This is a genomic window from Aequorivita antarctica (assembly GCF_007997155.1).
In the GTDB taxonomy this organism is placed as follows: Bacteria; Bacteroidota; Bacteroidia; order Flavobacteriales; family Flavobacteriaceae; genus Aequorivita; species Aequorivita antarctica.
In genome coordinates this window covers 346,991-372,559 of sequence record NZ_VORT01000004.1, presented here as the reverse complement: position 1 = coordinate 372,559, position 25,569 = coordinate 346,991, and the positions used below count along the sequence as shown (strand labels likewise).

The 25,569-nt window shown below is 37.5% G+C and carries 22 protein-coding genes; 14 read left to right on the top strand and 8 right to left on the bottom strand.

The genetic code is table 11. From position 1 onward, the window contains the following. Positions 1-501: 501 nt before the first annotated feature. Positions 502-1,203: a DUF4294 domain-containing protein gene (locus tag ESU54_RS08105; RefSeq protein WP_111845472.1), complete on the bottom strand. Its 702-nt coding sequence runs from the start codon at positions 1,201-1,203 to the stop codon at positions 502-504. Positions 1,204-1,330: 127 nt separating this feature from the next. Here ESU54_RS08105 and ESU54_RS08100 point away from each other — a divergent pair, with 127 nt between their 5' ends. The 3 genes from ESU54_RS08100 to ESU54_RS08090 all read left to right on the top strand — a co-directional run bounded on the left by ESU54_RS08100 (position 1,331) and on the right by ESU54_RS08090 (position 4,904). Beyond that, a complete protein-coding gene (locus ESU54_RS08100) occupies positions 1,331-2,416 on the top strand; it encodes a M42 family metallopeptidase (RefSeq protein ID WP_111845471.1) in 1,086 nt (361 codons plus the stop codon). Between the two features lie 117 nt (positions 2,417-2,533). After that, entirely contained in the window at positions 2,534-3,964 is a 1,431-nt protein-coding gene (locus ESU54_RS08095) for an MBOAT family O-acyltransferase (RefSeq protein ID WP_146744028.1), read from the top strand. Next, on the top strand, positions 3,924-4,904 hold the full coding sequence (locus ESU54_RS08090) for a hypothetical protein (RefSeq protein ID WP_111845469.1): 981 nt from the start codon (positions 3,924-3,926) through the stop codon (positions 4,902-4,904). The genes ESU54_RS08095 and ESU54_RS08090 overlap by 41 nt, the downstream gene beginning before the upstream one ends. On the opposite strand, the gene ESU54_RS08085 is transcribed toward ESU54_RS08090, so the two are convergent. Then, the gene (locus ESU54_RS08085; RefSeq protein ID WP_111845468.1) at positions 4,901-6,277 is read right to left on the bottom strand and encodes an alanine/glycine:cation symporter family protein; all 1,377 of its coding nucleotides are present in this window, start codon (positions 6,275-6,277) and stop codon (positions 4,901-4,903) included. The two genes, ESU54_RS08090 and ESU54_RS08085, sit on opposite strands and share 4 nt — an antisense overlap. Before the next feature lie 80 nt (positions 6,278-6,357). Between ESU54_RS08085 and ESU54_RS08080 the strand changes: the two genes are divergently transcribed. Continuing rightward, positions 6,358-7,626: an acyloxyacyl hydrolase gene (locus ESU54_RS08080; protein WP_111845467.1), complete on the top strand. Its 1,269-nt coding sequence runs from the start codon at positions 6,358-6,360 to the stop codon at positions 7,624-7,626. On the opposite strand, the gene ESU54_RS08075 is transcribed toward ESU54_RS08080, so the two are convergent. Both ESU54_RS08075 and ESU54_RS08070 read right to left on the bottom strand, forming a co-directional pair. Beyond that, entirely contained in the window at positions 7,623-8,576 is a 954-nt protein-coding gene (locus tag ESU54_RS08075; RefSeq protein WP_111845466.1) for a phosphoribosylaminoimidazolesuccinocarboxamide synthase, read from the bottom strand. The genes ESU54_RS08080 and ESU54_RS08075 overlap by 4 nt on opposite strands. Before the next feature lie 3 nt (positions 8,577-8,579). Then, positions 8,580-9,533 (bottom strand): PhoH family protein, encoded by a 954-nt coding sequence (locus ESU54_RS08070; RefSeq protein WP_111845477.1) that lies wholly within the window; start codon positions 9,531-9,533, stop codon positions 8,580-8,582. Positions 9,534-9,640: 107 nt separating this feature from the next. Between ESU54_RS08070 and ESU54_RS08065 the strand changes: the two genes are divergently transcribed. The 5 genes from ESU54_RS08065 to dnaN all read left to right on the top strand — a co-directional run bounded on the left by ESU54_RS08065 (position 9,641) and on the right by dnaN (position 14,506). Next, positions 9,641-10,474 (top strand): SAM hydrolase/SAM-dependent halogenase family protein, encoded by an 834-nt coding sequence (locus ESU54_RS08065; RefSeq protein ID WP_111845465.1) that lies wholly within the window; start codon positions 9,641-9,643, stop codon positions 10,472-10,474. 69 nt (positions 10,475-10,543) lie between these two features. Beyond that, positions 10,544-10,840, top strand: a complete 297-nt coding sequence (locus ESU54_RS08060) for a putative quinol monooxygenase (RefSeq protein ID WP_111845464.1) — start codon at positions 10,544-10,546, stop codon at positions 10,838-10,840. Positions 10,841-10,846: 6 nt separating this feature from the next. Further along, the gene (gene gldF / locus ESU54_RS08055; protein ID WP_111845463.1) at positions 10,847-11,554 is read left to right on the top strand and encodes a gliding motility-associated ABC transporter permease subunit GldF; all 708 of its coding nucleotides are present in this window, start codon (positions 10,847-10,849) and stop codon (positions 11,552-11,554) included. Further along, on the top strand, positions 11,554-13,248 hold the full coding sequence (gene gldG / locus ESU54_RS08050; RefSeq protein ID WP_170253268.1) for a gliding motility-associated ABC transporter substrate-binding protein GldG: 1,695 nt from the start codon (positions 11,554-11,556) through the stop codon (positions 13,246-13,248). The genes gldF and gldG overlap by 1 nt, the downstream gene beginning before the upstream one ends. Before the next feature lie 139 nt (positions 13,249-13,387). Continuing rightward, positions 13,388-14,506 carry a DNA polymerase III subunit beta gene (gene dnaN / locus ESU54_RS08045; protein WP_111845461.1) on the top strand — a complete coding sequence of 373 codons (1,119 nt, stop codon included), beginning with the start codon at positions 13,388-13,390 and terminating at the stop codon, positions 14,504-14,506. 74 nt (positions 14,507-14,580) lie between these two features. Here dnaN and ESU54_RS08040 read toward each other — a convergent pair whose 3' ends face one another. Beyond that, positions 14,581-15,024, bottom strand: a complete 444-nt coding sequence (locus ESU54_RS08040) for a DUF1573 domain-containing protein (protein ID WP_111845460.1) — start codon at positions 15,022-15,024, stop codon at positions 14,581-14,583. A 351-nt stretch (positions 15,025-15,375) separates the two neighbouring features. Between ESU54_RS08040 and ESU54_RS08035 the strand changes: the two genes are divergently transcribed. The 3 genes from ESU54_RS08035 (at position 15,376) to ESU54_RS08025 (ending at position 17,973) form a co-directional block, all read left to right on the top strand. Then, positions 15,376-15,888, top strand: coding sequence for a hypothetical protein (locus ESU54_RS08035; RefSeq protein ID WP_111845459.1), 513 nt, complete (start codon positions 15,376-15,378; stop codon positions 15,886-15,888). 121 nt (positions 15,889-16,009) lie between these two features. Continuing rightward, positions 16,010-17,398 (top strand): tRNA uridine-5-carboxymethylaminomethyl(34) synthesis GTPase MnmE, encoded by a 1,389-nt coding sequence (gene mnmE, locus ESU54_RS08030; RefSeq protein WP_111845476.1) that lies wholly within the window; start codon positions 16,010-16,012, stop codon positions 17,396-17,398. Between the two features lie 146 nt (positions 17,399-17,544). Next, on the top strand, positions 17,545-17,973 hold the full coding sequence (locus ESU54_RS08025) for an FKBP-type peptidyl-prolyl cis-trans isomerase (protein WP_111845458.1): 429 nt from the start codon (positions 17,545-17,547) through the stop codon (positions 17,971-17,973). Between the two features lie 194 nt (positions 17,974-18,167). On the opposite strand, the gene ESU54_RS08020 is transcribed toward ESU54_RS08025, so the two are convergent. Then, on the bottom strand, positions 18,168-19,718 hold the full coding sequence (locus ESU54_RS08020; protein WP_111845457.1) for an NAD(P)/FAD-dependent oxidoreductase: 1,551 nt from the start codon (positions 19,716-19,718) through the stop codon (positions 18,168-18,170). Between the two features lie 127 nt (positions 19,719-19,845). Here ESU54_RS08020 and ESU54_RS08015 point away from each other — a divergent pair, with 127 nt between their 5' ends. Continuing rightward, a complete protein-coding gene (locus tag ESU54_RS08015; RefSeq protein WP_111845456.1) occupies positions 19,846-22,158 on the top strand; it encodes a TonB-dependent receptor family protein in 2,313 nt (770 codons plus the stop codon). 156 nt (positions 22,159-22,314) lie between these two features. Beyond that, a complete protein-coding gene (locus ESU54_RS08010) occupies positions 22,315-23,319 on the top strand; it encodes a lipoate--protein ligase (RefSeq protein ID WP_111845455.1) in 1,005 nt (334 codons plus the stop codon). A 219-nt stretch (positions 23,320-23,538) separates the two neighbouring features. Here the strand turns inward: ESU54_RS08010 and azu are convergent, their stop codons facing one another. Together azu and ESU54_RS08000 are read right to left on the bottom strand one after the other, a co-directional pair. Next, on the bottom strand, positions 23,539-24,039 hold the full coding sequence (gene azu / locus ESU54_RS08005; protein ID WP_394348865.1) for an azurin: 501 nt from the start codon (positions 24,037-24,039) through the stop codon (positions 23,539-23,541). Between the two features lie 149 nt (positions 24,040-24,188). Then, positions 24,189-25,526 (bottom strand): capsule assembly Wzi family protein, encoded by a 1,338-nt coding sequence (locus tag ESU54_RS08000; protein ID WP_111845453.1) that lies wholly within the window; start codon positions 25,524-25,526, stop codon positions 24,189-24,191. Positions 25,527-25,569: the final 43 nt, after the last annotated feature.

Here is a 25,569-nt window from a genome sequence, read left to right as displayed (position 1 = left end):
ATACTCCAGTAAGAGCTCGACTCCCTCAAAAAAATCTCAGAAAATCTCACTTAGTTTAGTTTCTTTGTTGACTAACTACCTTTCGGTAATTAATCTACGCTGTCAATTTCAATATCTCAATGAACTTTTCTTTGTTAAAAACAAAGATTCAATTGTTGGTGGAACGGAGTTGAACCGTTGCTATCATTTCCTTTTCACCATTTTTAAGACCGTGCCTATCTCTCTAAGCGGGTGCAAATATACAACGTCTTTATTTAATAAACCAAACTTAATTTGATTTATTTTGAATGTTTTTTTCAGCAGGTTTTAAGCGACTGAAAGCTACTAAATTATAAAACAAAAAAGTTTATATGAGCTATTCAAGATATGAAAAAAATCAAAGGCAATCACAAACAAGCCTGTGAAGACAGGTTTTTCCACAAAATAGAAAACATTCAAAAATTAAAAGAGCGAACTGCAAAAATACTTCCTTTAAAACTTCTGTGCAACTTGTATTGCCTATTAGTTATTAACAGCCTTTTTGTTCCAATGAGCGGTCAAATCCAAATAATCAATTGGAGATGAAGGAGCTTGGCGCTCAAGTATGTTCTCCCGAAAGGATCGTTCGAGAATATCTTCTATTAAATAGTCTTCTTTTACTTCAAAAGGTTTGTATTCTTCTTTAAGGGAAATCTCAAAAAGACTAGCAGTGGTATTATACCAAAAGGCACGCCAACCCGTGCGCAGTTCTTTTACAAGTTCATAAGCCGTGCGACCTGTTTGCCTGTGAATGAGTTTTACTAATATCTGACCCTCGGTGTGGGTCAATTTCTTCAGCTTATCAGAAAACTCTCCTTCAATATAGTCTTGTACCAGTTTGGTGTATCTTTTTCTGTCGCTCTTTTTTTCAATTGTTTTTAATCTTTCTGTCATCGTTGTCAACCGCTCGGCAGCAAGTTTTGCATATGGATAAACTTTTCTGGTCTTTCTGCGAAGTATTAAATAACGACGCCTATCCTTCTCTGACATGAACTTTACCTTTTTCAGCAGATATACTTCATCAAGATTAATCATTTCATGAGCGATGGTATCACCTTCAACTATATAGTACATAATCTCGGTGGAGTCTTTTTGCTTTTCTAGAGATTCAGTATCTACCTGGCCATAAGTGGCGGTCAAACTGAATATTATGATACATATATATATAGGTACTCTACTTTTCATTTAAATAGTTTTTTATAGAAAGCTATGCATTATCCAAAAACGTTCCAAAAATAAGCAAATTGCACGGTCGGTCTTAATAAGAAATTGCTAATTTTACCGAACAGACACTTTTCAGAAAAATTAATTTATGACTACTTCAATATTGAATGACAAATCGCTAAAATTTTTAGAGGAATATTTAAACAATGCTGCCCCAACTGGCTATGAATGGGACGGCCAAAAATTGTGGATGAACTATCTGAAACCCTACGTAGATGAATTTTTCACCGATACCTACGGAACTGCGGTGGGCGTTATAAACCCCAAAGCCAAATTTAAGGTTGTAATTGAAGGCCACGCCGATGAAATTTCCTGGTACGTAAACTATATATGTGACAGCGGACTGCTGTATGTAATAAGAAATGGAGGAAGTGACCACCAAATTGCCCCTTCAAAAATTGTGAATATTCACACAAAAAAAGGCATTATTAAGGGCGTTTTTGGTTGGCCTGCAATCCATACGCGCGACAAAGCAAAAGAAGAAACTCCAAAACCCGAAAACATTTTTATAGACGTTGGCGCAAAAGACAAAGAAGAAGTAGAGAATATGGGTATTCATGTGGGCTGTGTGATTACCTATCCCGATCAATTCCATATTTTGAACGGGGATAAATTTGTGTGCCGTGCTTTAGATAATAGAATGGGCGGTTTTATGATAGCCGAAGTTGCAAGGTTACTTCACGAAAACAAAAATAAACTTCCTTTCGGTCTTTATATAACTAATTCCGTTCAGGAAGAAATTGGCCTCCGCGGTGCTGAAATGATTGCAGAACGCATTAAGCCCAATATTGCAATTGTAACAGACGTCACCCACGACACCACTACCCCAATGATCGACAAAAAGAAACAGGGAATGGCAGAAATTGGCTGTGGACCAGTAATAGCATATGCTCCCGCAGTGCAACAAAAACTTCGAGATTTGATCGTTGATACTGCCGAAAAAAACATGATTCCCTTTCAACGCGCAGCGCTATCCAGAGCTACGGGAACAGACACTGATGCTTTTGCATACAGCAACGGCGGTGTGGCTAGTGCATTGATATCACTACCTTTACGCTATATGCATACTACTGTAGAAATGGTTCACCGAAACGATGTTGAGAACGTCATCAAACTTATTTATGAAACACTTCTAAATATAAAAGACGGGGAAACTTTTAGTTATTTTGAATAGATCTTTCATGAAAATTTCAATATTCTAAAAAACAATGTCAAATAAAAATAAACCGTTGTAAATGAAAATTTACAGCGGTCTGTTTTTTGTTATATTTACACCAAATTCTGGCAACTTTTGTTATTCAGCTCCTTTTCATTTGGATTGTTTCTCCCCATTACGCTCTTGCTCTACTGGGCGGTTGGTTTTAAAAGAATAAAAGCCCAAAATGCCATCCTGCTTCTTGCAAGCTATTATTTTTATGGGTTGTGGGATTGGCGCTTTCTTTTCCTTATTGTCGCAAGTTCACTGATAGATTATTTTGCAGCACTCGCTATTAAAAGCTCGGGTAACAATAGCAAGCAAAAGCTTTACCTCTATAGCAGTATTGTATGGAATTTAGGAGTTCTATTTCTTTTTAAATATTACAACTTTTTTATTGATGAATTTGCGATGCTGTTTAATATGCAACAGGACGAATACGCCTTTAGTACGCTAAACCTTATACTTCCGGTAGGGCTCAGTTTTTATACCTTCCAAACAATGAGCTACACTATTGATGTATATAAGAACCGCATTGCCCCCACCCGAAACTTGCTCAATTTTCTCTGCTTTGTCGGCTTCTTTCCGCAACTTGTCGCGGGCCCTATTGAAAAAGCTTCCGATTTGTTGCCGCAATTCAATAAAAAACGTGCTTTTAACACTGAAGAGGTAAAAGAAGGACTACGGCAAATTTTATGGGGTCTTTTCAAAAAAATGGTAATTGCAGACAATGCTGCTCGCATTGTAAATACAGTCTATGCAAGTCCTGAAAATTATGGCAGCCTTGCACTGGTCTATGCCTCCATACTTTTCTTTTTTCAGATTTATGGAGACTTTTCTGGCTATTCAGATATTGCCATTGGAACAGCAAAGCTCTTTGGCTTCAAACTCAGTAAAAATTTCAACATTCCGTATTTGGCAAAAAGTGTTACCGATTTTTGGCAACGTTGGCACATCACACTCACGAGATGGTTCAATGATTATGTCTATTTCCCCATAATCCAAAAAAATCTGCGCAACACCACACGTCGTAATGTTGCCATCTTTGTAACTATGGGCTTGATCGGGCTTTGGCACGGAGCAGATTGGACTTTTATTATCTTCGGGGTTTTTCAGGGGGTTTTGATGATTTCGGAACGTACACCGTTGACGAAAGACCGGAAATCCAGTCTTTATCATAAATCTCTTATTCCAAGATTTTTATTGCCTATTTTCAGCTTATTGTTTATTACAGCATCCAGCATACTTTTTAGAAGCCAAAATATTGACGAATTAAGACTCATTTTAAAAAGAATTTTTTCCTTTATTCCCAGTGAAACTATCGGGTCGTTGATAGACAAACGATTTTTGGTTTTTGTTTTTATTATGATGGCCTCCGAAATAATAACACGCACTAAAGATTTTCCTTTAATCCAAATCGACAAATATATCAACAGACCTACACGCTGGATTATTTATTATATTTTCATTTTTATAATTTTCCGATATGCCGGACCCAAAGAAGACTTTATCTATTTTCAGTTTTAGCGAAGCACAACTTCGTTTTTTAAAATACTGCCTGGTCTTCTTCACTCCGGTGGTCATCGCCTATTTTGTATTAGAACTACTGGTTTTGAACATTCCAATCAATTACAAAGTATTTGGCAATTATCTAAAAACTCATTCCCAAGAAATTGAGATTATGGGCTTGGGGTCTTCACAAATGAAATGTGGCTTTAACCCTGCATTCATCGATAAAAGGGCTATTAACCTGAGCTCCACTTCACAGCATCACAACGAAGATTTTCATATCCTGAAAGGAACAATAAATAGGCTTCCAAAGTTGAAATATGTGTTACTTGAGGTATCGTATAATCATTTGGAATTACCCCACCATCCCAATGATTACTGGAAAAACACAATCTATCTGAAGTATTATGGTGTGAATGCTTTTGAAAGGCCCACTTGGTATAAAGACCGATTGGTTTACCTCTCAAACACACGCTTTTTTTCCTATAAATTAATGGAATATTACGTGCACAAATCCAGTACTGAAAAGCTCAACGAATACGGTTTCGACACCAATAAATATGATGGGGCGTTCAAAAAATTAAACCATGACGAAACAAAGATTGCAGCGCACAAATTCAGTATAATCAATCGGGAAGACTTGGATGTTTTCAAAAAGAACACAGCCTATCTTTTTGAAATGTTGGATTATATGCAAGCCGAAAATTTAAAGGTGATTGTCTGCACACTTCCGCTCTATAAAACCTATTTAAATGAAAGGAATCCAAACGTCGTTCGCCGTCGTGATAGTGTACTTGGTATAATTAAAAGCAAATACGGCAATGTGGTTCTACTAAACAAAGAAACCGACACTCTAAATTTTACAGTAAAAGATTTTTTAAATGAAAATCACTTAAATCCTGATGGTGCAAAGAAATTCACTGCAATGGTAAATCGTACTATTGACAGTTTAAATTAATTCAATCGTTTTAATTTCTTAAAATAAATTTTTGCTTCCTTTATTACTTTCGGAGCAAGGATTATGGTAGCCGTCATAGTGGGAATTGCCATCATCGCGAAAAAAGTGTCAATCAAATTAATCATCATACTAAGCGAAGTTGTAGCCCCGATAAGAATACTTATAATGTAGAAATAGTTATAAATTCCTTTATTTTTCGCTCCAAAAAGAAAAGACATACACTTACTTCCATAATAGGAATACGAAAAAAGCGAAGAAATACTAAAGGTGATAATACAAAGCAGTAAACCATATTTTCCGTAGTAAGGAATACTTTCCTCAAAAGCCGATGCCGTTAAGCTCACTCCGTTAGCATCGCTACTTTGCCAAACGCCCGTTACCAAAATCGCCAGCGCAGTTAGTGTACAGATAATCAATGTATCAATTGCGGGCCCCAGCATTGCCACCAATCCTTCGCGAATAGGCTCGTTGGTTTTTGCTGCACCATGGGCCATTGGCGCGGTACCTATCCCCGCTTCATTTGAAAATGCGCCACGCCGAATTCCTAAAAGAATAATTCCACCAACAACACCACCCAAAAATGTATCCCCTTTATAAAAATTTGCTGAAAAAGCATCTGTGAAAATCATTCCCAAATATTTTGGAACGACGTCTATATGAATCACTAAAATGACCAAAACCAATATAAAATACAGTATAACCATTCCTGGAACCATCCTTGAAGCCGTTTTACTGATTCGCGAAAGCCCGCCTAAAATTACAATTGCAGTAATTGCCGCCAAGACCAAACCAATTATTAAATCGGTTTGAAACCCATTGTATAGCCCAGCTGGTTTTAAAAGTATATCATTTATAGCTTGTGTGAGTTGGTTTACGTTAAAAACTGGCAATGCCCCAACCAATCCCGCAATACTAAAGAAAACAGCTAAAGGCATCCATTTTTTTCCCAGACCTTCAGTAATAAAATACATGGGGCCACCCTGAATTTTTCCTTCACTATCTTTTCCGCGATAAAGAATTGCCAAAGTTGCAGTAAAAAATTTGGTTGACATCCCTATTACAGCACTCACCCACATCCAAAAAACTGCTCCCGGGCCCCCAATTGCAATTGCAACTGCCACCCCTGCAATATTACCCATCCCTACTGTTGAGGATAGAGCTGTCATTAGCGCTTGAAAATGTGTTATTTCGCCAGCATCACTTTCATTGTCATATTTTCCGCGAAGTACAGCTATAGCGTGGCCCAAATAACGAAAAGGCAGAAACTTAATTCGTATTATAAGATACAATCCACCACCAATCAAAAGCATCAATAGCGGCAAACCCCATACTAAGGAGGCCATTTCAGAAATAAAATTGTCTATCTTTTCCAAGTGTGGTTTTTAAAAATTTATAACGAATGTAGGATTAAAATTTTTAAAATTAACAGGGAAATTGTTACTTGCAGCGCCAAATGAAAAATCAACTAACCATTTTCTTTCTTTTTGTGTCATTTTTTACTTTCGCCCAAACTGAGGGAAATTGGAAAAAAAGCGCACTCACCTTTACCCCTGAAATTCTTTTCGGAAAAACGATGGAAGCTAACGGAGGCTTCCCCGAAACGAAATTGCAGAAGCAGGCCGTTTTCAGTATTGGGCGTTATCACACTAACAATCTACAGCAATGGGCTCAACGGTTGAAAAGACCAAAAACTGGCCTGTCCATTGGTATAACTGATTTTGGAAATTTGGACAGTTTGGGGCTGGCACTCACAGCAATGCCTTTTATTGAATTTAAAGCTTTCGGAAGTAATCGATGGAAAATATTGACTGGAATGGGCGCTTCCTATTTCACTAAAAAATTCAATGCAGAAACAAATCCACAAAATCAAGCAGTAACAACAGATATTACTTGGGCTTTTCGAATGTATCTCTACTACCAATTTCTTTCTACAAAAAACATAGATTGGAAAATGGGTTTAGGTTATTCGCATCATTCAAATGGCCATACCCGATTACTTAACCAAGGATATAATTCGTTTTTGGTAAGTCTTTCCGCGGATATTAAAAATCCCTTGAAACGTGATGAAAATGATCAAACAATAATTCCAGAGTATAAAAAAACTGTTTATGATTATTTTGCAATACGAGGTGGACTGGGCCAAAATGTTTTAGCATTGGCTTTCAACGACAAGAAAAATGTTTACACAATTGCTGGGGAATATGGCCGCGTGTACAACAATACTTATAAAGTTGGAATAGGCTTTTATTATCGTTTCTATCAAAATTATTACGATTACATTGAAGGAAACGAATCCTTAGTGCAGGATGGAAGGGAGTTTGAATATTTTAAAAGTGATCCGTGGAGTTATTCTACCAATTTTGGCGTAAGTCTTCACGGCGAAATTTTCTTGAACCACCTGGGCATTGACCTACAATTAGGTTATAATTTTCATAAACCTGCTTACAAACTAGAGTGGCGCATTAATGAAGGATGGGATAACACACCACGAGAGATTCCAGAGTATTGGACTTTAGGGGAACTGGATGGGAGTTATAAGAAAAAACACCGCATTTCCTCAAGATTGGGGCTTAAATATTATTTAATTGGAATGGAGCAAGCTCCTAAAAATAATTTCTACATAGGTGCTCACCTCAACGCCAATCTTGGTCAAGCAGATTTTACGGAACTTAGTTTAGGATATGTTCACAGTTTTAATTTTCGTAACAAAGTAAGTCGTTAGTCCTTAGAGAGGTAGTCTAGTACGTTGTTCTCTATACGTTCGTGAATATTTGAAACATCAGCTTTTACAAATTTTTCACCAGTAATATTTTCATAAAGCTCAATATATCTTTCAGAAACAGTTTCAATATATTCATCACTCATAAAAGGAACTTTTTGGCCTTCCAAACCTTGAAAGCCATTCTGAATTAGCCATTGGCGCACAAACTCTTTTGATAGTTGTTTCTGTGGCTCATTGTTTTTTTGTCGTTCTTCATAACCCTCTACATAAAAATAACGCGAAGAATCAGGAGTGTGGATTTCATCTATCAAAACAACTTTTCCATCTTTCGTTTTTCCAAATTCATATTTGGTATCCACCAAAATCAATCCGCGTTTGGCAGCAATCTCACTTCCCCTTTGAAAGAGTTTTCGGGTGTAATCTTCCAGTTGCAGATAATCTTCTTCTGAAACGATGCCACGCTTCAAAATATCTTCTCTTGAAATATCCTCGTCGTGATCGCCCATTTCGGCTTTGGTTGCAGGCGTTATTATTGGTTGCGGAAATCTATCGTTTTCCTTCATCCCTTCAGGCATCGCAACGCCACAGAGCATTCGTTTTCCTGCTTTGTATTCCCTCGCTGCATGACCGCTCATATAACCGCGGATTACCATTTCAACCTTGAAAGGTTCGCAGGCTTCGCCAACAGCTACGTTTGGGTCAGGGGTAGCTATCAACCAATTCGGGACCAAATCTTCAGTATCTCGCATCATTTTAGTTGCAATCTGGTTCAGAATTTGGCCCTTGTACGGAATTCCTTTTGGCATTACCACATCAAAAGCGCTCAATCGGTCTGTGGCTACCATTAAAAGCAGGTTGTTTTCCAAAGTATAAACCTCTCGGACTTTCCCATGATAAATACTTTTCTGTCCTGGAAAGTTGAAATCAGTTGATATTATAGTATTACTCATTCTTTAATCTATGTTTTCAATATTCTTATAAGCTGAAATAACTTCTTTTACCAAACGGTGTCGGAGAACATCCTTGTCATCAAGATAAATCATTCCAACGCCTTTAACGTCTTTCAGGACTAGCAAGGCCTCCTTCAAACCTGAAGTTACACGACGCGGAAGGTCAATTTGCCCAGGATCGCCGGTAATCATAAACTTGGCGTTTCTACCCATACGGGTCAAGAACATCTTCATTTGGGCATGGGTGGTATTTTGAGCTTCATCCAAAATCACGAAAGCGTTATCCAAAGTCCGTCCACGCATAAATGCCAAAGGCGCAATTTGAATAATCCCAGTTTCAATGTGCGACGCCAACTTTTCTGCAGGAATCATATCGCGCAAAGCATCATACAAAGGCTGCATATAGGGGTCGAGTTTTTCTTTTAAATCCCCAGGAAGAAAACCCAGATTCTCTCCAGCTTCCACCGCAGGTCTTGTTAAAATAATTCGTTTTACCTCCTTTTCTTTCAGTGCTTTAACGGCGAGCGCAACACCTGTATAAGTTTTTCCAGTTCCAGCTGGACCAACAGCGAAAACCATATCGTTTTTGCTCATCAAAGCCACAAGTTTCCGTTGGTTTGCGGTTTGGGCTTTCACAGGTTTCCCGTTCAGGCCGTGTACAATTGTTTCGCCACTGCTTGCTGGCGTCTCATATTCTTCTTTATTTCTACTTAATAGCACGCGCTCAATTACGTTTTCATCAAGCTTGTTGTATTTCACATATTGTTCCAACAACATTGAAATGCGACGGTCAAATTCCTCTAGTTCCTCTTCATCGCCATAGGCTTTGATTTTGTTTCCGCGCGCAACTAATTTTAGCTTTGGAAAATATTTTTTAAGAAGGTCAACATTAGCGTTTTCAAGTCCGAAGAAATCCCTTGGGCTAATCTCTGTGAGTTCAATGATAAGTTCGTTCAAAAGGCGTGCTTTTTTATTATTTAGAATATGCAAAAAATAGTTTTGCTACTAACAAAAGTAACCTATTTTTGTGGTAACTCTTTTAAGAAAATATCAACAATTCATTTATGCCAATAATCACCCTTACCACTGACTTTGGAGAGAAAGATCACTTTGTTGGCGCAGTAAAAGGAGCTATCTACACCGAAATGGAGGATGCAAAAATTGTTGATATCTCGCACTCCATTTCGCCATTTCACCTTCACGAGGCTGCCTATATAATTCAAAATGCCTACAAAAGTTTTCCACAGGGAAGCATCCACGTTATTGGGGTAGATTCTGAGTTAAATCCTGAAAATAAACACATTGCAGTTTTGATGGATGGGCATTATTTTGTGTGTGCAAACAATGGTATTATCTCGATGCTCACTTCAGAAATAAGGCCAGAAAAAATTGTTGAAATAAATATTCACGACCGCATAATTAGCAATTTTCCAGTTTTGGATGTTTTTGTGAAGGTTGCCAGCCACATAGCACGCGGCGGAACATTGGAGGTTATTGGTAAAAATATTACGGAAATAAAGGAGTTGACGGGCATACGTCCGGCAGTTAGCAATCAGGAAAGCCAGATAAGCGGTACCGTTATTTATATTGACAATTACGGAAACGTGATAAGTAATATTACCAAAAAATTGTTCGAGGAAGTTGGCCGCGGAAGGGAATTCGTTATAAACGCCAGAACGGTAAAGTTTTCCAAAATACATTCACATTACAGCAATGCTATTAACTTTGACTTTGCTCCTGAAAAACGAGAGGAAGACGGCAAAAAATTGGCGCTTTGGAATTCATCGAATTATCTCGAACTGGCCATTTATAAAAGCAGTTCCAAAACGGTGGGCAGCGCGTCCTCTCTATTCGGCCTAGATTATAGGGATGCTATATTGGTTAATTTTATTTCATAAAAAATAAACATGTTCACAAGAATTGTAAAAATGTGCTTCGGCTTCGCTCAGCAACCTTAATTTAGCAATATGTTTACACGAATAGTTAAAATGCAATTTGAAAAAGAGAATATCCCTGCTTTTCTATCTAATTTTGAAACGGTAAAAGAAAAAATCCGCAATTTTCCGGGTTGCACATTTTTGGAACTTTACAAAGATAAAAATGACGAAACAATCTTTTTCACTTACAGCCTTTGGAATGATGAAATTGATTTAGAAATCTATAGAACAAGTGAACTTTTCAAAGAAGTTTGGAGCGTAACAAAACCTATGTTCCAAAAAAAAGCTGAAGCGTGGAGTGTTGACACACTTCATTCTTTAAAATAAAACCGAATGCTCACAATAATAAAACGCGAAATAAATTCCTTCTTTTCCAGTACCATTGGGTATTTGGTGATTGCCGTTTTTTTGGTGATAAACGGTTTGTTTCTTTGGGTTTTTAGCGGTAATTACAACATTCCCGATTCAGGGTTTGCTGATCTTTCCCCTTACTTTGAACTTGCGCCCTGGGTCTTGCTTTTCTTGATTCCCGCCGTATGTATGCGAGCTTTTAGTGATGAAATGAAAATGGGCACACTGGAACTTTTACTTACGAAACCTGTTTCATTGAGGCAGATAGTACTAGCGAAATACTTTGGTGCGGTAATCCTAATTGTTATTGCGCTTATTCCAACAATACTTTATGTTTTCACAATCTCTGAATTGGGCAATCCGCCAGGAAATTGGGATGTTGGCAGTACCATTGGCTCCTATATAGGCTTGTTGTTTTTAGTATTTGCATATACTGCTATTGGTATCTTTTCTTCAACCCTTTCACAAAATCAGATAGTGGCTTTTATAATTGCTGTCTTTTTGTGTTTTGCGCTGTATTATGGCTTTGAAGGGGTTTCTACCTCAACTTTTAATATTTTTCAGTTTGGAATGAAAGCCCATTTTGACAGTGTGGCACGTGGGGTTTTGGACACGCGGGATTTGATTTACTTTTTGAGCATTACCATATTTTTTATAGTGTTAACAGTTTTAAAATTGAAGAAATTATAATGAAGACTTCAATTCGAAAAAATATCGTTTCTTTCGCAGTCCTGATTGGAGGATTGATTCTTTTGAACCTATTCGGAAACTATTTCTACAAACGCTTCGATCTTACACAGGACAAACGTTTCACTCTTTCTGAAGAAGCAAAGGAAATTATTGAACCCATAAATTCTCCTATAATTGTAGATGTTTTTCTGAAAGGCGAATTCCCTCCGGAATTTAAAAGGCTTCAAAGTGAAACAGAACAACTTTTGGATGAATTTTCAGCCTACAATTCCAATATAAAATTTGAATTTATAGATCCTACCGAAAAAGGCAACGAAGCATTTCAATCACAATTCGAAAAATTTGGATTGACGCCCGCTCAGGTTTCCGTTACCGAAAGTGGAAAACAAAGTACCGAACTTGTTTATCCTTGGGCCTTGGCGCATCACGACGGCAAGACAGTTAAAATTGCTTTGCTGAAAAACCAACTGGGCGCCACTTCGGAAGAGCGGGTGAATAGTTCGCTTCAAAATTTGCAATACGCCTTCGCCGATGGTTTTAAAAAATTGGCTTCTGAAAAGTCGAAAAAAATAGCCGTGTTGAAAGGAAACGGTGAATACGATGACCGTTACATTGCTGACTTCTTTTCAACTTTAAGAGATTATTATTTCATCGCTCCATTCACATTGGATTCTGTTGCCGTAAATCCGAAGAAAACATTAAAAACTTTGGAAGGTTTTGATTTAATTGTAGCCGCGCAACCCACAGAAGCCTTTAGCGATGCTGAAAAATATGTGCTGGATCAATATATTATGAACGGTGGCAAATCGCTTTGGTTGCTAGATGCGACGCAGATGCATACCGATACAATTACAGGAAAAACTTTCGCCTTCGGTATGGATTTAAATTTGAACGATTTCTTCTTTAAATACGGCATCCGCATCAACCCAAATTTAGTGAAAGATGTGTATGCTGCACCTATAGTTTTGGCCAATGGCGACGAACGGGAAGCACAGTACAGCCGTTATCCATGGTTTTTCAGTCCGTTGAGCAGCAGCGCGAACAATCACCCGATTGTTTCCAATATTGAAGCCGTGAAGTTTGATTATGCAAGTGCAATAGATACGCTTCCTAATAACATCAAAAAGACCGTTTTGCTTTCCACTTCACCTATATCAAAAATTGTGGGACTCCCATTCCCTATTGAGTTTGATGTGGAGATCCCAAAAAACCTGCAAGTGGTAAACGAAGGGCCAAATCCAAACGAATACAACGCAGGCGAAATTCCATTGGCGGTTTTGCTGGAAGGAAATTTCACTTCGGTGTTTAAAAATCGTGTGAAGCCAATAAAATTAAACGGTGAACTGAAAAATATTGATGATGGAAAGCCTTCCAAAATGGTGGTTATTAGCGATGGCGACATCATAAAAAACCAAATGCAGGGCAACCGTCCATTGGAACTTGGCTTCGACAAAATGACCAATTCTTTCTACGGAAATAAGGAATTTCTGCTGAATACCGTCAATTACCTACTTGACGACAGCGGACTTATAAACATTCGAACACAGCAAATTGCAGTGCCATTTCTCGATCCACAAAAAACTGTAGAACAAAGAAGCAAGTGGCAAATACTTAATATATTGTTACCGTTGGGGTTACTGGCGCTTTTCGGAATTGCTTTCACCTTCTATCGCAAACGCAAATACACCCGTTGAATGTTGATAAGTTTGTTTTAACAAACACTTCATTTGAAATATATTTGTGGTTCGACAGGTTCAACAAGCTTTTATTTCACTAAAAACTAAAAGTTTCGGAAGAACATTATTGAGAATTATTTCATAAAAAAAACATATAATGAAATTCATCGTATCGAGTTCGTATTTATTAAAGCAACTGCAAGTTTTGGGCGGGATTATTAACAACAACAATACCTTGCCCATTTTAGATAATTTCCTTTTCAGCTTAGACAAAAAAGAGCTTACCGTTTCTGCTTCTGATTTGGAAACCGCAATCTCCTCAAAATTGGAAGTGGAAAGCACCGAAAAAGGAATGGTTTGCATTCCTGCAAGATTGTTACTTGAAACTCTTAAAACTTTTCCCGAACAGCCTTTGACGTTTACTATTGAAGATAACAATACTGTAGAAATTAGTTCCAACCATGGTAAATACGCTTTGGCCTACGCTAGTGGCGAAGAATTTCCCAACGCGGTGGAATTGAAGGATCCTTCTTCAACTGTTGTGCAAGGCGATGTACTTGCTACGGCAATCAGCAAAACGATTTTTGCTTCTGGAAATGATGATCTAAGACCCGTGATGAGCGGTGTGTTCTTCCAGTTTTCAACGGACAATTTGGTTTTTGTCGCTACTGACGCACACAAGTTGGTAAAATATACCCGTGATGACATCAGCGCTTCGCAAACTGCAGAATTCATCATGCCGAAAAAACCGCTGACCCTTTTAAAAAGCATCCTTTCTGGAAGCGAAGACGATGTGGTTATTGAATATAACGAAAGCAACGCCAAGTTCATTTTTGAAAATACTGAAATGGTCTGCCGCTTGATCGACGGAAAATATCCAAATTATGAAGCCGTTATTCCAAAGGAAAACCCTAATAAACTGGTTATTAACAGAAATCAGTTTTTGAATTCTGTGCGCAGGGTTTCTATTTTTTCAAGTAAGACTACCCATCAAATCCGTTTGAAAATTGCGGGTGCCGAATTGAACATTTCTGCAGAAGATATTGATTACAGCAACAAAGCCGAAGAACGTTTAACTTGCGATTACCAAGGTGATGATATGCAGATTGGTTTCAACAGCCGTTTTCTAACCGAAATGCTGAATAATCTTACTAGCGACGAAGTTTCCTTAGAAATGAGCCTGCCCAACCGCGCAGGAATCCTTACTCCGGTTGATGGACTAGATGAAGGTGAAACCGTTACTATGCTTGTTATGCCAGTTATGTTGAACAATTAAACCAACATACTTTTAAAACATAAAAAACCTCTTACAAAATTGTAAGAGGTTTTTTATGTTTTAATAATACTGTATTACTTACCGCTTGGCGAAGCTGGTGCATCTGGCAAAATTGTCCCTTTAATTTTAAGAACAACAGTACCTTCACTTGCATTTGAAGTAACCGTTACTGTTTTTGAAAAAGCGCCAATTCTATCGGTAGCGTATTTAACACCAATCTCAGCACTTTCACCTGGCATAATAGCATGATCTGGTTTTGTAGGTACCGTACAACCACAACTTCCTTTTACATTTGAAATTACGATTGGTGCATTTCCAACATTTTTAAATTTAAAAGCACGAACCCCATCTGCATTATGTGCTATGGTTCCATAATCAATTTCTGAAGATTCAAATTTAAAAACACCTTTTTCTACTTGTGTTGCATCTTGTGCAAATAAAGCAGTACAAAAAAGAAAACTTGCAATAAAAAATACGTTACGGAAAAAACTATTTCCTTTTAATGTTGTTGTTACCATGTTACTTAGAGTTTAATTTAGTTTAACAAATTAGTTATACTACAAACTTCGAATAAAAATTAATATAATCAATAAAATAGAGGGTTGAATGTGGTACTAGTCCCCTCTTTTTAATGTTAATTGATGATTTAAACCATCAAAATTAGTTCGTTGCCAAATGGTATAACTATAAACACGAAGAACTAATTTATAACAGTTTTATTTATGTAAAATTTTCAAAATTCAGAATATTCTAAGGCTATATAACTACAAGTTTACTTTTAAATAAAAAATAGTGATGACATATTCTCTTTCATTTCGATGTGTAGTTAGTTTAATCCTTAAAATCAATAATAATTTAAAACTACACACATGAAAAACTTAAAAACACTTTGCATTCTTTTACTTTCAGTATTAATTATTTCCTGTTCTAAAAAAGATGATGGCGATGGTGGCGGAAGCGCACCCGAAGCAGAATTTAATGCCACAATCAATGGCGGAGGCTTTGGCAACAACTACGCGTCTCGTTTGGGCTTCTATTCAGGTGATTATAGCAACGACAGTGGATTAACCCTTGCGATAACAGATGCCAACACGAACATTGTACGTATTTTTTTAAATCAAACAGGAGGTTTTGGAAGTGGAATCACCAAAGTTATTGGAGATGTTGGTCCGAACGGCTTAGTAACAAACGTTATTATTAGGGATCAAACCAATCAAGTAACTTACAACTCTTCCGATGGAGAGATAAATATCACGGAAAACAAAGAAAATCCTGAAAGCGAGAGTGGGCGTTTGATATCTGGAAATTTTACCATTACGGCTACATCAGGCGCTGGACCAACAATCACTATGACTGGAAGCTTTAAGAATTTTGCATATTAATTGAAAATAATATGCAACAATGAAAAAAGGGTAGCATTCGTGCAACCCTTTTTTTTATGCAATAATTTCAACTTCCACAAACTTTTAAAACTTCTCCAAAGTAATGTTACCTTTGCAGCCAATGACACACACAGACACCATAGTTGCAATGGCAACCCCTGCAGGTGCGGGGGCTATAGCAGTTTTAAGACTTTCAGGGTCAGATGCTATCAACATTGCCTCCACTATTTTTACTTCCGTTTCTGGAAAGGAACTCGCAAAACAGAAAACCCATACGGTACATTTAGGGAATATAAAAGATGGCGAACGGGTTATTGATGAAGCGCTCATCACTATTTTTAAAAATCCAAATAGCTACACAGGTGAAGATGTTGTTGAAATTTCCTGTCACGGAAGCAATTACATACAACAGGAAATCATGCAATTATGCCTTCGAAAAGGTTGCAGAATGGCACAAGCGGGTGAGTTTACCTTACGTGCTTTCCTCAACGGAAAGATGGATTTAAGCCAAGCAGAGGCAGTTGCAGACCTAATTGCCAGCGACAGTGCTGCCAGCCATCAATTGGCAATACAACAAATGCGAGGCGGCTTTTCTTCAGAAATAAAAAAACTTCGTGAGGAACTTTTAAATTTTGCTTCACTCATTGAACTGGAACTCGATTTTGCCGAAGAAGATGTGGAATTCGCCAACAGAGAAGAGTTCCAAAAACTTATCTCAAAAATAACACACGTTCTTAAGCGCTTGATAGACTCCTTCGCCATAGGAAATGTGTTGAAAAACGGCATCCCCGTTGCCATTGTGGGCGAACCTAATGTTGGGAAATCTACTTTGCTGAACGTACTACTAAACGAGGAACGCGCCATTGTAAGCGACATCGCAGGAACTACCCGCGATACTATTGAAGACGAAATAACCATTGGCGGCATCAGCTTCCGCTTTATCGACACTGCGGGAATCCGTGAAACAGTGGATGTTATTGAAGGTTTGGGAATAAAGAAAACTTTTGAAAAAATTGAGGCTGCACAAGTTGTTATCTATCTTTTTGATGCTGAAAAGTTTCAGGTTTCAGGTTCCAAGTTTCAAGATGAAATTGAAACTATCAAAAATAAATATCCGTTAAAAAATCTTGTTATTGTAGCCAACAAGGTTGATAAACTTTCAGAAAAAGAAATCAAAAATCTGCAATCTGCAATCAGCAATCTTCAATTGTTATCAGCCAAAACCAACCAGGGCGTGGAAGAACTTCAAAATAAATTACTCGAATTCGTAAACACCGGTGCGCTCCGAAACAATGAAACCATCGTTACCAACAGCCGCCATTATGATGCGATGCTGAAAGCTTTGAAGGAAATAATCAAAGTGCAGCAAGGTATTGACAGTGGTTTGAGTGGAGATTTACTGGCTATAGACATTCGCCAAGCACTCTACTACTTTGGTGAAATTACTGGTGAAATATCTAATGACGAGCTGCTTGGAAACATTTTTGCAAACTTCTGTATCGGAAAGTAGTTCAATTTCATTTCAAAGCCCATTTAGTTTATTCCGTTAATGTTTCCTTAAATCAAGGGATTACTGTCCTATTCCTGTGGAATTGGCAACTCAAACCCATAGTTTTGCCACATATTGATTAAATAATCGAAAAAAACACACACATTATGAGTCAAGTACAAGGAAATGAAACCGTAAAACTTCACTACACTGGAAAACTGAATGACGGACAAGTGTTCGACAGTTCTGCGCAACGCGAACCGCTAGAGGTAACACTTGGTGAAGGCCGTTTGATCCCAGGTTTTGAAAAAGGTTTGGTAGATATGAAAGTGAATGACAAAAAAACTATCACCATCCCGAAAGAGGAAGCTTACGGCGAAGTTCAAAAAGAGCTTTTCCAAAAAATACCAAGTGAAAACCTACCACAGGACATTAAGCCAGAAGTTGGTATGGGTCTAGTATCCAAAAATCCTGATGGTTCTGAACGCCAACTGCGTATTGCAGATGTAAAAGACGGTTTTATAATCGTTGATGCAAACCATCCATTGGCCGGACAAGATTTGACCTTTGAACTAGAATTGCTTGAGATAAAGTAATTTTTTAGAATATATTTACAGAAGAAGGCTGCCATTTTTGGTGGCCTTTTTTGTTTTGCTGAAGGCTGTAAGCTGTAGGCTGTAAGAAAAACTCATTATTAATTATTCACATCTCTTTTTTCTTTCCTCTTTCTTCTTTTATCTAGCGCTACACTTAATGTAATTTGCAAAGTATATAGCATACAGCCTAAAGCCTAAAGCTTCCCAACAATCGCATCCACACAATTAATTCCATCAATAGCTGCAGAGATAATACCGCCAGCATAACCAGCGCCTTCCCCGCAAGGGTACAATCCTTTTACTTCAATATGCTCAAGTGTTTCAGAATTTCGTGGAATACTTATAGGCGAAGAAGTCCTACTTTCTGGTGCGTGCAAAACAGCTTGGTTGGTGTAATAACCATTCATTTTTTTTCCGAAAGCCACAAAGGCTTTCTTCAAACGCTTTGAAAGCATAGCAGGAAGCACTTTATTTAAATCTGCGGAAACTATTCCTGGTTGATACGAAGTCTTCGGAAAATCTTCTGAAACCTTTCCTTCCACAAAATCAATCATCCGTTGGGCAGGCACTTTTTGCGTCTTCCCTCCTGCTTCCCAGCAACGTTGTTCCACAAATTTTTGAAAGTCGAGACATACAAATGGATCACCTTCTTTATAATTTGGTAAATCTTTTGGCTCCACGCTCACAACAATTCCACTGTTTGCATATGGATTATTGCGTTTGCTTGGGCTCCAGCCGTTAGTAACCACTTCCTCCTGCTCTGTGGCGCAGGGTGCGATAATCCCGCCCGGACACATGCAAAACGAATATACGCCCAATCCATCCACCTGCTCCACCAACGAATAACTAGCTGGTGGCAGATATGGATTGTCATCTTCGCCGTGATATTGAATAAAATCGATAAGCTCCTGTTGATGTTCTACACGAACGCCAATTGCAAAAGCTTTGGCTTCAATCTTTATATTTTTATCGTGAAGCAAATAAAAAATATCCCTAGCCGAATGGCCTGTTGCGAGAATCACGTTATCAAACTCCAACCAGTTTTCATCATTGATTTGAATAGCTTCTATAGAATTATCCTTCAATTTTAGATCCGTCAATTTTGAATTAAAGTGTACTTCGCCCCCATTTTCAATAATAGCTTCACGCATAGCGGTAATTATCTTCGGGAGTTTATTGGTGCCAATATGTGGATGGGCATCCACCAAAATATCTTCATCTGCCCCAAAATGAACAAACCATTCCAGCGCTTTCAACACATTCCCGCGTTTTTTGCTGCGCGTATAAAGTTTTCCGTCGGAATAGGTTCCCGCGCCACCTTCGCCAAAACAGTAGTTACTTTCGGGGTTTACTATTTGGTCTTTATTTATTATGGCCAAATCTCTTCTGCGTTCGCGAACATCTTTTCCGCGTTCAAAAACAATAGGTTTTAATCCAGCTTCTAAAGCTCGCAGTGCAGCATAAAGTCCAGCAGGTCCAGAGCCAATGATTGCTATCTGCTTTGCCTCAGAAACATTTTGTGGCATAAACGGGGGGATTTTTTCTCTCTTTTCCCCCTTCAGCCACAATTCAACCTGCAAATTTATTTTTATGGGTTTCCGGCGTGCATCAATGGAACGTTTGCGTATTCGCCAGTCGCTAATGTTTTCTTTTCGAAGTTTTTCTTTTTCCAAAGCAAGCTCCAGGATATAATCTAAATCTTCCTGTTGACGTGGTAATACAGCTATTTGAATCAATCTACTCATAGGCACAAAGATAATTTTTTAAATGGTGGATTTGTAGAATTGTGAATTTGTGAATCAGTAAATTTGTGAATCAGTGAATGTGTAAATAAATAAGTCTGGGCTCTTGGCTAATAAAAACTATAATAAAATGAAGTTCCCTCTTCAAAATACAATGGCGGTTATTTTTTTGACCGCCTTTTTTAATTTTTCCTTTGGGCAAAATATTAAAGGATCCGTTCTCACTGAAGAAAACCTTCCTATTGAAAATGTTTTCGTTTTTTTTAAAAATCAAATTATAGCCAAAACAGACAAAAATGGCTTATTTGCTATACCCGAAAAATTCAAATTACCACTTTCGCTTCGGTTTGAGCATCCAGATTATTTTATAAAGAATGCTGAAGTCACAGAAAATAATATGGTTTTCAACCTTTCTCTTCTTTCAAAAACTGAAAACTTGCAAGAGATTATTATTTCATCAGGCTATCAAAAAAAATCTTCCACAAACCCAGCAGCTGAACTAATAATACCCACAGAAAAAATTACTTCAGAAAAATTTGAGGAATACAGTCCCATTGATTTGGTTTCAACAATTAATGAAACGCCCGGTGTATTTATTCAAAGCGGAGCCATTAATACCAATAGAATTGTAATTCGCGGAGTGGGTTCACGAACCCTTTACGGTACCAATAAAATTCGTGCGTATTTTAATGGCATCCCAATAACAAATGGAGTTGGTGAAACGGCAATAGACGTTTTTGATCCCGAGGACATACAATCTTTGGAAATTATAAAAGGGCCAAAAACCACGGGATATGGCTCCAACCTAGGTGGGACATTGCTACTAAATTCAAAACAAGCCGCAGTAGGCGAATCTTTTTTGAGAAGCAATTTAACGGTTGGCTCCTTCGGAATGATAAAAAACTCAGTTTCGGTAGGAATATCCACTGAAAAGTTTTCACTGAATCTCAATTATGACCATTTGGAAACGAAAGGTTTTCGGGAGAATAGCGATTATGATAGAAAAACAGTGCTGCTTACTTCAAAATATATTTTAAATTCAAAAAACGAGCTCTCTATCTTGGTAAATTATATAGATTATTTTGCACAAATACCAAGTTCAATCGGAAAGACCGCTTTCGAAGAAAACCCCAGTCAAGCAGCTTTTACGTGGGCACAGGCACAAGGTTTTGAGGACAATAAGCAAATTCTGACAGGCCTAAGCTTCACGCATCATTTTTCTAAAAATTTTAGCAATGCCAGCAGTGTTTTTTATACCTATTTAGACCATTATGAACCGAGACCTTTCAATATTCTCGATGAATTTATAAACGGCTATGGTGCTAGAACCGTGTTTGCCAAAGATTTTATATTTCTTAAAAATAAAGCGAATTTCAGTTTTGGTGGGGAGTTTTATAAAGACGAATATCACTGGAAAACCATTGAAAATCTTTACGAAGTAAACAATGGCAATGGAAGTTTGGAAGGTAACCAGTTAAGTGATAATTTAGAAATTCGTGACAACCTGAATGTTTTTGCAATGGCTACTCTGCCTTTTACTCAAAAGCTAAAAGTTCAAATTGGTCTGAATTTCAATTTAACTCATTATAATTTTAAGGATCAATTCAACTTTGATGAAATAGATAAAAGCGCCACACGAAATTTCGATCCAATCCTAGCTCCGAATTTCAACCTTTTATATCAATTTACTCCAGATATCGGTGCGTATTTCAACTTTAGCAAAGGATTTAATTATCCATCAATTGAAGAAACGCTTACCCCGGAAGGTTTAATAAATCCAGAGCTGGGGCCCGAAAAAGGTTTTAATTATGAATTGGGAAGCGAGCTATTCCTTTTCGAAAGAAAATTTCATTTGCAAGTAGTCGCTTACCTTTTATATATTGATGATTTATTAGTGGCGGAGCGCGTGGGCGACGATCAATATATTGGTCGTAATGCAGGAAAAACAGAGCATAAGGGCATTGAAATTAATACAGAATACACGATTCCAGTCAATGAAAATTTTTACGTTTCTCTCTTTATGAACGCCGAATTCAACAATCATAAATTTGTTGATTTTGTAGATGGGGAAGATAACTTCTCGGGAAACCAACTTACCGGCGTTCCCAACAAAAAAATAAACGCAGGTATCAATTTTTTCAGCAATTACGGTTTCTCACTAAATACTAATTATCTATACATCAGTGAAATTCCATTAAATGATTCTAATTTACTTTTTAGTGATCCGTACAATATTTTCAACTTAAAGGCTTCGTACAAGAAAGCAGTTTCAAAAAATATTAAACTTGAAATAAACGGTGGGGTAAACAATCTTACGGATGAAAAATACGCATCGTCAGTATTAATAAATGCCACAGGTTTTGGTAATACAGAACCTCGATTTTACTATCCCGGAATTCCGCGAAATTGGTACGGTGGATTTAAGGTTAGCTATAGGCTGTAAGTTTTAGGCTATTGTCTATAAAGAAATAAAATCTTGTTTCTTGGTTCTTCGCTATTGCCTCGTCGTTCTTCGCTCTGAACTTCCCTTATCTTATCCCTTTTTGCTTTTCGCTTTTCGCTACAATAACTCTTATCTTTACAAACCAAATAAAAACAAATGATTTTTATAGAAAACGAAGGCAATACCAACCCACAACTAAACCTAGCTTTAGAGGAATATGCACTGCGAAATTTTAGTACAGCGAACGACTATTTATTGTTCTACATAAATGAACCTTCCATCATCATTGGTCGAAACCAAAACACCTTGGAAGAGATTAACCACGAATATGTAAAAGAAAACAACATTCACATTGTACGAAGAGTTTCAGGCGGTGGTGCTGTATATCACGATCATGGTAACCTAAATTTCAGTTTCATTACCAATCACGATGGTAAGAGCTTAAACAACTTCAAAAAATTTACAGCTCCCGTTATTAAAGTTTTGAAAAATTTAGGGTTGGATGCCGAACTAAAAGGTCGCAACGACATACAAGTTGAAGAAAAGAAAATATCCGGCACCGCCCAGTTTTCAACAGGAAAAAGAATGGTGAGCCATGGTACACTTTTATTGGATACAGATTTGGGCGAAGTGGTGAATGCCCTAAACGTAAAAATGAGCAAAATTGAATCTAAAGGCCACAAATCAGTACGCAGTCGCGTTGCGAATATTTCAGAATTCTTAAATAAACCTTTGAAGATTGAAGAATTTCGTAAACTTTTATTGGAAGGACTTTATGAGGAAAGCGAACCTTTTGAAAGCTATTATTTAACACCTGAAGAATGGAAAGCTGTGCACGAGTTAAAAGAAGAAAAATATGACACTTGGGACTGGAATTATGGCCGTTCGCCAAAGTTCAATATTCAACGAAACAAACGCTTCCCTATTGGCGAAATAGATCTGCGGATTTTTGTTGAAAAGGGTCATATTAAAGATTTTAAGATTTTCGGAGATTTCTTTGGCAAAGAACCTGTGGAAAATCTAGAAAAACTATTGCAAGGTGCACGCTACGAAAAGGAAGACATTTCAGAACTATTGAAAGATATTGAGATAAAAGAATATTTCGGCGACCTCCTGAAAGTAGATTTTATTGAATTGGTTTATGGTGCTGATGAGGTTTAGAGATTCGTCATGAAAAAAAGCACTCAGTTTTATGTAATGATTGCTGCGGCTATAATTACAATCATAGGGTTGGTAACTGGAAGGTATCTTTTTATTTTTTTGGCATTGCCGCTTGGCTTTCTTTTCAAGAGGAAGAATAAATAACAATAAAAAAGCCACAATCTTTAATTGTGGCTTTTCGTACTTCGTATTTCGTACTTTGTATTTTATCCCTCGCTTCTATTCTACAATAAATTTGCCTTGCATCAAAGCATAGTGTCCTGGGAATGTACACATAAAAGTGTAAGTACCAGGAGCTGGTGCATCAAATTCTATGGTGTCACTTTCGCCACCCCCAAGCATTTTTGTGTGAGCAATAAATTTGTCCTTCATATCTGCTGGGATGTAATCAGTATCTGCTGCAAGTGCCGAAGCTTGTCCCACAGTAGCCATATCTGCATTTTGGGTAAGCAAGGACCAGTTATGCCCCATAACACTTTTATCCATTTTGCCCACGTGCTTTAGGGTAAGCTTCACTTTTTGACCAGCTTTTACTCGAATCTCGCTCTTGTCGAATTTCATTTGGTCATTTCCTGTAATGGTTATTTCGGCAACTTTGTCGTCCGTAGTTTGAGCTGGTGCAGCTTCTTCTATTTGAGTTCCAATTTTTACCTCAGTTTTTTCTTCTTTTTTGTTGTCGCCACAACTTATTGCTAAAGCAGTAGCTAATACTAAAATCATTTTATTCATGATGTTGTAATTTAGATTAATTATAATTAAGACAAAATTAACCGCTATTTTTAGCATGACCAAACCTTATGGCAACCATTTTGTAAACATTAAGAAAGTGCTAACATTTACGAAGCTATAAAAAGCAACTTCCTGCTAAACTAGAAAGTATAGGAATATTCAATTCCACCGCCAACAAGCGTATTTGCTACGTTTGAAAAATCTGCCCCCCCCATTACCGTAAAGGTTCCAAGTTTTTCATTTTTATAGGAAAGAGAGCCGTAATTGTACCAATACTTCCACTCGGGAGTAAATGGCTTACGGTATGTTCCTAAATATTTGGCAACAGTGCTTTTGAGTTTCCACTGAAATTTGTTGAATTGGCCTGAAACACCAAAATGGTGAACCTTCGCACGATTACTGATATAGGGAGTATTGTCGCCATTGATTTCCAAATTCTTGTCAAAAAGTATAAACGGAGCGCCCATAATATTTTCTTCGTAAGTCCAACCGCTTCTGTATATATTATTTCCAAAATAACCATCAAATCCACTTACTGATGTATTTCCACTTTGATCAGAAGAATCAATAAATTCATATAGAACCGAAGAAATTAGCTTTTGGTTTTTCGGTTTAAAATAAATTCCCCAAACACCGTCTGGGATATTTGCGAATCTCGTTCCAGAGCCATCCTCAAATGGATGCTCGTGATATACTGAGAATTCACCTAATCCATTTTTAAATTCGTAATTGAGCATATAGGATCCTAAATGATTGCCAATTGCATTTTTGGTTTCATCTACCAAACCAATTTCTGTAGAATTGGCAGCAAAAAATACCTTGAAGAAATCTTTAAAACCATCCTTTAATTTACCATAAACAGGAGAGGTTCCACCCCACTGTGCATAATGCTGAATTTTTGCTGTAAGCTTATGGTTTTCATTAAAAGTGGTAATTAATGCTAGCCGTTTGTAGTGAACGTGTGTACCGTCCACAAACCGATTGTCATTCAATTCATAATGGGCAATTCCCCAATCTATGCCAAAGGTTTTTGAAATTTTAAAAGGGTTATTGGCTTCCAAAAGTACACCAGGCAGCGGCCTTGCATTTCCAGACCATAAAAAGTTTTGATTGGTAGCGGAAAGACCGTCCAACACTTCTTTTTGTCTTTTAGCCCCCACTGTTGCATAAAGCCAGGAATTTTCAAACTGCAGGTATAAATCTCTTCGCTGTACAGCATCATCAACCCCGTCTCTTCCATATAGAGCTACGCCTCCATTAATTTTAAATGAAGAAAACAGCAAGCTTGCCTTCAATTCTGCAGTAACAGAAAGATTGGTGCGCTCTCCAACCGTATAGTTAGTATTAGTGTGAAACCCAAAAGGGTTTTCATCCTCATTGGAAAGCATCGCTTTTGCATCAACACTTCCGGCAATATCAAATTCCTGTGAAAAAATTAATAAAGGGAAAAGAAAGAAAAGTATGGTTAGTGTTTTCATTTAAAAAAACTTATTCTACAGTGTTTTTCTCATTAGATCGATC

Excerpts from the sequence above, each read along its gene's own strand:
- ESU54_RS08015 (WP_111845456.1), top strand. The coding sequence starts at position 19,846 with ATGAAGTTCCCTCTTCAAAATACAATGGCGGTTATTTTTTTGACCGCC.
- gldF (WP_111845463.1), top strand. The coding sequence starts at position 10,847 with ATGCTCACAATAATAAAACGCGAAATAAATTCCTTCTTTTCCAGTACC.
- ESU54_RS08100 (WP_111845471.1), top strand. The coding sequence starts at position 1,331 with ATGACTACTTCAATATTGAATGACAAATCGCTAAAATTTTTAGAGGAA.
- ESU54_RS08000 (WP_111845453.1), bottom strand. The coding sequence starts at position 25,526 with ATGAAAACACTAACCATACTTTTCTTTCTTTTCCCTTTATTAATTTTT.
- mnmE (WP_111845476.1), top strand. The coding sequence starts at position 16,010 with ATGACACACACAGACACCATAGTTGCAATGGCAACCCCTGCAGGTGCG.
- gldG (WP_170253268.1), top strand. The coding sequence starts at position 11,554 with ATGAAGACTTCAATTCGAAAAAATATCGTTTCTTTCGCAGTCCTGATT.
- ESU54_RS08090 (WP_111845469.1), top strand. The coding sequence starts at position 3,924 with ATGCCGGACCCAAAGAAGACTTTATCTATTTTCAGTTTTAGCGAAGCA.
- ESU54_RS08060 (WP_111845464.1), top strand. The coding sequence starts at position 10,544 with ATGTTTACACGAATAGTTAAAATGCAATTTGAAAAAGAGAATATCCCT.
- ESU54_RS08040 (WP_111845460.1), bottom strand. The coding sequence starts at position 15,024 with ATGGTAACAACAACATTAAAAGGAAATAGTTTTTTCCGTAACGTATTT.
- ESU54_RS08025 (WP_111845458.1), top strand. The coding sequence starts at position 17,545 with ATGAGTCAAGTACAAGGAAATGAAACCGTAAAACTTCACTACACTGGA.
- azu (WP_394348865.1), bottom strand. The coding sequence starts at position 24,039 with ATGATTTTAGTATTAGCTACTGCTTTAGCAATAAGTTGTGGCGACAAC.
- ESU54_RS08075 (WP_111845466.1), bottom strand. The coding sequence starts at position 8,576 with ATGAGTAATACTATAATATCAACTGATTTCAACTTTCCAGGACAGAAA.
- ESU54_RS08010 (WP_111845455.1), top strand. The coding sequence starts at position 22,315 with ATGATTTTTATAGAAAACGAAGGCAATACCAACCCACAACTAAACCTA.
- dnaN (WP_111845461.1), top strand. The coding sequence starts at position 13,388 with ATGAAATTCATCGTATCGAGTTCGTATTTATTAAAGCAACTGCAAGTT.
- ESU54_RS08080 (WP_111845467.1), top strand. The coding sequence starts at position 6,358 with ATGAAAAATCAACTAACCATTTTCTTTCTTTTTGTGTCATTTTTTACT.
- ESU54_RS08065 (WP_111845465.1), top strand. The coding sequence starts at position 9,641 with ATGCCAATAATCACCCTTACCACTGACTTTGGAGAGAAAGATCACTTT.
- ESU54_RS08105 (WP_111845472.1), bottom strand. The coding sequence starts at position 1,203 with ATGAAAAGTAGAGTACCTATATATATATGTATCATAATATTCAGTTTG.
- ESU54_RS08035 (WP_111845459.1), top strand. The coding sequence starts at position 15,376 with ATGAAAAACTTAAAAACACTTTGCATTCTTTTACTTTCAGTATTAATT.
- ESU54_RS08020 (WP_111845457.1), bottom strand. The coding sequence starts at position 19,718 with ATGAGTAGATTGATTCAAATAGCTGTATTACCACGTCAACAGGAAGAT.